Source organism: Anoxybacillus thermarum (assembly GCF_000836725.1).
In the GTDB taxonomy this organism is placed as follows: Bacteria; Bacillota; Bacilli; order Bacillales; family Anoxybacillaceae; genus Anoxybacillus; species Anoxybacillus thermarum.
On sequence record NZ_JXTH01000032.1, the window covers coordinates 23,217 to 29,827 of the forward strand.

At 37.8% G+C, this 6,611-nt stretch carries 8 protein-coding genes; 1 reads left to right on the forward strand and 7 read right to left on the reverse strand.

Annotation, left to right across the window (positions count from 1 at the left end; all coding sequences use genetic code 11):
* Positions 1 to 91: 91 nt before the first annotated feature.
* The 6 genes from LH47_RS08855 to LH47_RS08875 form a co-directional block, all read right to left on the reverse strand.
* Positions 92 to 862, reverse strand: a complete 771-nt coding sequence (locus tag LH47_RS08855; protein ID WP_043966652.1) for a sporulation protein — start codon at positions 860 to 862, stop codon at positions 92 to 94.
* An 89-nt stretch (positions 863 to 951) separates the two neighbouring features.
* Positions 952 to 1,125 carry a YozD family protein gene (locus LH47_RS15245; protein ID WP_084221294.1) on the reverse strand — a complete coding sequence of 58 codons (174 nt, stop codon included), beginning with the start codon at positions 1,123 to 1,125 and terminating at the stop codon, positions 952 to 954.
* 235 nt (positions 1,126 to 1,360) lie between these two features.
* A complete protein-coding gene (locus tag LH47_RS08860) occupies positions 1,361 to 1,555 on the reverse strand; it encodes a hypothetical protein (protein WP_043966654.1) in 195 nt (64 codons plus the stop codon).
* A gap of 83 nt (positions 1,556 to 1,638) precedes the next feature.
* Positions 1,639 to 2,628, reverse strand: coding sequence for a biotin synthase BioB (bioB, locus tag LH47_RS08865; RefSeq protein WP_043966656.1), 990 nt, complete (start codon positions 2,626 to 2,628; stop codon positions 1,639 to 1,641).
* A 109-nt stretch (positions 2,629 to 2,737) separates the two neighbouring features.
* On the reverse strand, positions 2,738 to 4,174 hold the full coding sequence (locus LH47_RS08870) for an NAD(P)/FAD-dependent oxidoreductase (RefSeq protein ID WP_043966658.1): 1,437 nt from the start codon (positions 4,172 to 4,174) through the stop codon (positions 2,738 to 2,740).
* Between the two features lie 144 nt (positions 4,175 to 4,318).
* Complete coding sequence (locus tag LH47_RS08875; RefSeq protein WP_009361285.1) at positions 4,319 to 5,257, reverse strand: magnesium transporter CorA family protein; 939 nt, start codon at positions 5,255 to 5,257, stop codon at positions 4,319 to 4,321.
* A 320-nt stretch (positions 5,258 to 5,577) separates the two neighbouring features.
* Here LH47_RS08875 and LH47_RS08885 point away from each other — a divergent pair, with 320 nt between their 5' ends.
* A complete protein-coding gene (locus LH47_RS08885) occupies positions 5,578 to 5,865 on the forward strand; it encodes a HesB/YadR/YfhF family protein (protein ID WP_043966662.1) in 288 nt (95 codons plus the stop codon).
* A 17-nt stretch (positions 5,866 to 5,882) separates the two neighbouring features.
* Here LH47_RS08885 and LH47_RS08890 read toward each other — a convergent pair whose 3' ends face one another.
* Complete coding sequence (locus LH47_RS08890; protein ID WP_043966663.1) at positions 5,883 to 6,302, reverse strand: acyl-CoA thioesterase; 420 nt, start codon at positions 6,300 to 6,302, stop codon at positions 5,883 to 5,885.
* Positions 6,303 to 6,611 lie beyond the last annotated feature (309 nt).

Sequence of the window (6,611 nt, forward strand, 5' to 3'; positions counted from 1 at the left end):
TTTTGTCGATTCCTTTTGCATTTTTTTACTATTTTTGTCGAATATATAAAATAATTTGGGCATAAAAAAAAGATCGGGAATCCCCAATCCTTTAAGCATATCGTCGAATGAGTGCAGCAAGCTCTGTTTGTAACGTTTGAATATGTTGCTCATGAATAGTAACACGAACAAAAGTTTCATCTAAATCAAGCGCTTCTGCAAACAAACCAGCTAACCCATGCGCTCGTCGGTCCACTTGAATAAGTAATTCACATTCTTGTGGTGTATGTGGGAAAAAAATGATTTCTACTTCATCCAGTTTTCCACGAAATTCACCACTCGTCGGGACAAACTCAAATTCTTGAACAAAAGGGAGGTTTTTACGAACATAATGAGCCGCTTCTTTGCATTCTGCTTCTTTTAATCGGAATCCTAAGTTTTCCATTACCCGAAATACTTCGTTCATCATCCGATTAGGTTGAACACGAATATAATCTTCATCTGACGGATCGACGGCATTTTTAATATCAAGTCCTGTGTGTAACCACACTCTTGTTTTTCCAACTGTAATTGGTGTGTCAAGCGGAAGGGAGAAAGAAAACGGAAATTCTTTTTTTTCTCCAGCACGAATGACGAATGATTGGGCAATTTTCCACTTTTCAATAATTGCTTGCTTCGTTACTTTGCGATCATCTACTTCTTTTGTATATGTAGCGCAAAGAGACAAATATATATCATCAATGTCTTGATCTACATTTCCTCCTGTTACTTCTACAACTCCTGTGATCTGTTCACCAAGTGATAGTTGTGATTCATGCAACTTCGTATCCACCTTAGCGGAACCAATTCCAATACTTGCTAATACTTTATTAAATAGCCCCATAAAACAGCCTCCTTTATTTTTCATTCTATACGTTATACGAACGAAATGAAAAAATGTTTCAAATAAAAAACGACGGAACGACCGTCGCTTTATTCATCAATCACCTCTTCGTCAATAATACATTTTTCAATCAAGTAATCAAACATAATATCTGCCATTTCTTCAATTTCACGCTCTGTTGGGACAAAACCTCGCCGAACAAGTTCATTGTAAAAGAACTCCGCAATTTCTTCCGTATCAATGACTACTTCAATTTCTTTCACAATATCGCCCCCTTTGTATTATGTTATGAAAAAATTATTCATTTATGTCATCCGTTTTTTTTATGTATATTTGCCACTATGTACACATACGTTGAAAGTAAAAAAAACGGAGGACAAGCTTATGGACGAACAAATTGATCAATGGATGGAAACGATCACGAATGGACTCTTTTGTGGCGTGCTATTTTTTTGCGTTCCTTATTTCATATACGTGTTATGGCAGTGTATATAAATTTCATTCGCGTCGTCTCCGTCTCATAAACTTTTTCAACTGGTCGACGATTTGCTCCATCATTTGTTCATACTGTTCATCGCCAAACTGTTCGTACAACCATTTATAGTCATTATAAATATCTAATAAACCGTCAATAATCTCTTTTTCTTCTTGTTTTCGACGCAACCGCTCATTTTCAAATTTTCTTGATATCACATGAACTTCACTCCAACATTGAACATCATAATTAGTAATAGTATATGTACATATAAAAAAGCCGACACAAAACGTCGGCCTTTTTATATCGCATAAGATGCTGGTGCAAAGTCAATATCAAATCCGAGATCTTCAATCATTTGAAAATCGGCGTGTTTTTCTTGTCCGGCTGTCGTTAAATAATCTCCAACAAAGATGGAGTTGGCGGCATATAAACCGAGTGGTTGCAAGCTACGCAAGTTTACCTCTCGCCCCCCAGAAATGCGAATTTCTTTTGTTGGATTCATATAACGAAACAGCGCGAGCACTTTCAAACAATAGCGAGGATTTAAGTCTTTTGTCCCTGCTAACGGCGTTCCATCAATTGCATGAAGAAAATTAACAGGGATTGAGTCTGCGTCTAGTGCTTTTAAGCTTCTCGCCATCGCAATGACATCTTGCTTTGTTTCTTTCATGCCGATAATGACGCCAGAACATGGGGACATCCCCGCTTCTTTCACAGTTTCTACCGTACGTACCCGATCATCGTATGTATGGGAAGTCGTAATGTAAGGATGATGCTCTTTCGATGTATTAATGTTATGATTGTATCGATCCACACCCGCTTCTTTTAACCGCAACGCTTGCTCTGGTTTTAATATCCCTAAACAAGCACATACTTTTAAACCGTATGTTTCTTTAATTTCTTTCACCGCAGATACAACAACATCAATTTCCTTATCACTCGGACCTCTTCCGCTTGCGACAATACAATATGTTCCTATTTTCGCTTCATACGCTCGTTTTGCCCCTTGTAAAATCGTATCTTTATTTACCATTTTATATGTCGGAATCGAAGCAGTAGATAGCGAAGATTGCGAACAATATCCACAATTTTCGGGACACAACCCCGACTTTGCGTTCATAATCATATTTAATTTCACTTTATTTCCGTAATACGTTTGACGAATGCGATAAGCGCCTTGTAGTAATAACAATAGTTCATCATCTGGACAATTTAATATCGAGAGCGCTTCATCATCTGTAATTTCCTCCCCTGTTAATACACGATCCGCGAGCAATAACCAATCCATCGTTCTCCCCCTTTACTTCTAATTACCAATAATCGTATTCGATCAAAGGATATATGTCAACATTATTTTTATATAAGTTAACAAAATAAAAACTAGCGAGAACGTCTCGCTAGCTATACGTTTCTACAATATGTCGAGCAATCCATACCCCGCATGCTCCAGCCTGTGCCAGTCCACGCGTAATTCCAGCACCATCTCCTCCAACATATAACCCTGAAATTTCTGTTTCAAAACGTTCAGTTAATTTTGGACGTGCAGAATAAAACTTTGCCTCTACCCCATAAAAGAGCGTATGTTCTGAAGCAATGCCTGGAGTAACTTTGTTCAACGCTTCTGTCATTTCGATTAAACTTTTCATCGTGTTGTATGGAAGAACGAGACCTAAATCCCCTGGAACAGCTTCTTTTAACGTTGGTTCAATAAATCCTTCTTTCATTCGTTTTTCGGTTGAACGTCTTCCCTTCAAAATATCCCCATATTTTTGCACAATAATCCCACCGTTAGATAACGCATTCGCTAAACGAGAAATTTGCTGTGCATATTCGTTCGGCTGATCAAATGGCTCAGAAAATTTATGAGATACAAGAAGAGCAAAGTTTGTATTATTACTTCCTAGCTTAGGATCTTTATATGCATGACCGTTCGCGAGCATAATACCAGAATGATTTTCGACAACAACATGCCCAGACGGATTACTACAAAACGTTCGAACTTGTGTTCCAACGGATGTGTTAAAAATAAACTTCCCTTCATACAAATGTGTATTAATTTCTTCCATTACTACGTTAGACGTTTCGACACGAACACCAATATCCACTTGATTATTGATCATTTTCAATCCGCGACGTTTCAATATGTTCGATAACCAAGCTGACCCATCACGCCCAGGAGCAATGACGACACGATTGGCATATAACATCTCTCCGTTTTTTAGTTGAACTCCTTTGACATGATTCATACCGTCGACTGTTTCGGTTAAAATGTCGCTCACTTCGGTTTTAAACATCATATCAATGTGCGTTCGTAAATATTCATATATACTCTTTAAAATTTGTAAGTTTTGTTCTGTACCAAGATGGCGGACTTGCGCACGCAGTAGTTTCAACCCAGCCGCATAAGCGCGTCTTTCTATTTCCTTCACTTCATCTGTCAGCGGATCAGTCAGAGACTGAGTAGCACCGTGCTTTAAATTAATTTCGTCAACATAACGGATAAGTTGTAACACTGTCGAGGCAGGTAAGTAATCAGTCATCCATCCGCCAAATTCGCTCGTAATGTTAAACTTCCCATCTGAATAAGCCCCAGCTCCTCCAAATCCATTTGTAATTGAGCAAGCAGGTATACATCCAGCATAATCCTTTTTTCCAACTGGCGGTGGGCATTTCTCGATTTTCTTTTGCAAAATAGGACAGTTTCGCTTATAAATATCGTGTCCTTTATCAACGAGCAGCACGCGTGCACCCGGTAATTTTAACGTTAATTCATAACAAGTAAAAATCCCTGTCGGACCAGCTCCAACAACGATCACATCATAACGATTGTTCATTATTCATCCCTCACCTTTCATTTTCCGAATGTTAATATACTAAATAGGACATAAACAGTCAATAAAAAACGATCTTTTTTTTAAAAAAAACAATAAATGTTCGTGTTTTTTTGTACAAAAAAAAGAACGGTATGTACCGTCCTTTTAAAAATAACGTTTCTTCCAAAAAACAAACGCAGTCACACTTGAAAGAACGAAAGAGATTCCTAAAGCAACTAAATACGCATATGGCTTGTCTTGATACGGAATCGGAACGTTCATTCCGTAAAAACTTGTCACCATCGTTGGAAAAGAAATAACAATCGTAATGGCAGCTAAAAATTTCATTACAATGTTTAAATTGTTCGAAATGACAGAAGCGAATGCATCCATCATTCCGCTTAAAATGCTACTATACACCTCCGTCATCTCAATCGCTTGTTTATTTTCAATAATGACATCTTCTAACAATTCTTGATCGTCTTCATACATCCGTAAATAATTTAAGCGAAGCAACCGTTCCATCACAATATTGTTCGCTTTTAATGATGTTGTAAAATAAACGAGGCTCTTCTCTAAACTAAGCAAAGAAAACAACTCTTTATTTTGCATCGATTGATGTAGCTGTTTTTCAATTTCACTCGTTTTGCGATTAATTTGTTTTAAATATCTTAAATAATACGTCGAAATCATATATAACATTTGTAAGGCAAAACGCGTTTTCATATACGTATAAAAGTTTTTTACCTTACTTTTCGTAAACTCTTCAAAAATCGGATTTTCTTGGAGGCATACAGTAATAAAGCATGTATTTGTGATAATCATTCCAATTGGAATGGTTTCATATGTTGGAATGTTCCCTTCATCGTACGTAATAATTGGGATATCAACGATAATTAACACATGATTATCTTCTTTTTCAATACGTGAACGCTCTTCATCATCGAGCGCATCTTTAATGGAATCAATGGGAATGTTCAAATGTTCTGAAATGTAGCGAATTTCACTTTCCGTTGGGGAGACGAGATTAACCCAACAGCCATTTTTCAACTCGTGAATTTCTTCTAATTTTCCTTGCTCATTAGATAAATAAATGTTCATCATGGCGTAACCCCCCTATCTTCTCTACAAAAGGGAAGCATCGCTTTTTTGTCGTTGGAGCGTCTGTTTCGTTCGTGAGCAGTACGTCCCAGCGAAAAAAAACGAAACAACTTCCCCTATTATTGCTGGTTCTGGTTCATTTGCACTCGCCCTGCTCATAACGGAAACGTCACTCCTTTCGCTTTTACGTTCATTACGGATTAATGATACATGTTTTGCCACCATTTGTATAGTTCCTTTTTCATTTTTTCTCACAATGAGTGCGCAAAATAGAAAAATATTTCTCGTTATTTTATAATCATGTTTGAAGGATGGTGAATACAATGAACATATACATGTGTGACGAAGCATTTGTATGGTACAAAGAGGAACTGCAACTACAGCGTGGAGATTACGTTCGTTTTTTTGCTCGATATGGTGGATGTAGCACCGTACAAAAAGGTTTTTCTTTAGGAGTGAATAAGGAAAGTCCGATCGACGCTGCAGTGATATTAGAAAAAGAAGGAATTGTCTTTTTTATTGAACAAAACGATACGTGGTATTTTGATGACCATGATTTGCATATTGAATTTGACGAAAAACGAAACGAGCCGATATTTACATATAGATAAAAGCGGGTGGCCCGCTTTTATCTTTTTTTTGCCCGTTCATACGCTTCATGCCAATCAGGAAAGTATTTTCTAATTAAAACAGGTTGAAACGTTTCTTTCGCCACGCAAACATGTTTTGAAGTTGCTGCTGCTGCGATTTCATTTGTTGGCGTTAACACTTCATACCCGTAAACAACCCGAATGCCGTCGTATGACTCTACCCACGTTTTAATAGTGGCTGTCTCTCCATAGCGTAAAGGCTTTTTATAAGAAATTTGCAAATCAATAACAGGAGACACAATTCCCCTTTTCTCCATATCAGCATATTGGAAACCAAGTTGTTGAATAAAATGGGCTCGTCCGATTTCTAACCAAACTAAATAATTGGCATGGTAAACAACCCCCATTTGATCTGTTTCTGCGTAACGCACTTCAATTTCTTTTTGTGAAATCATCATTCGTTCTCACTCGTGTGAGTAAAATATTTGTGGGTGACATTCAGGAATGATTCCCCGACGAGGGTTGCGAACTTTTGTTCGCGACGCTCGTCGGGGCCACCAAGCGAAGCGCGGTAGAAAAAAGCAAATGTCATGCAAAAAGGACTCTCTCCCTGCTATGATGGTGATGACCAACATCAATAAAACAGGAGGGAGAGAGTCCATGAAACATTTTACCACAGAATGGCCTTTATTAAAAGAGCTGGAGGAACAATTAGTCAGAACTCTTCAAAAGGTGTTCGCTGTCTTGTTGGCGGCCCTTTTGGAGGA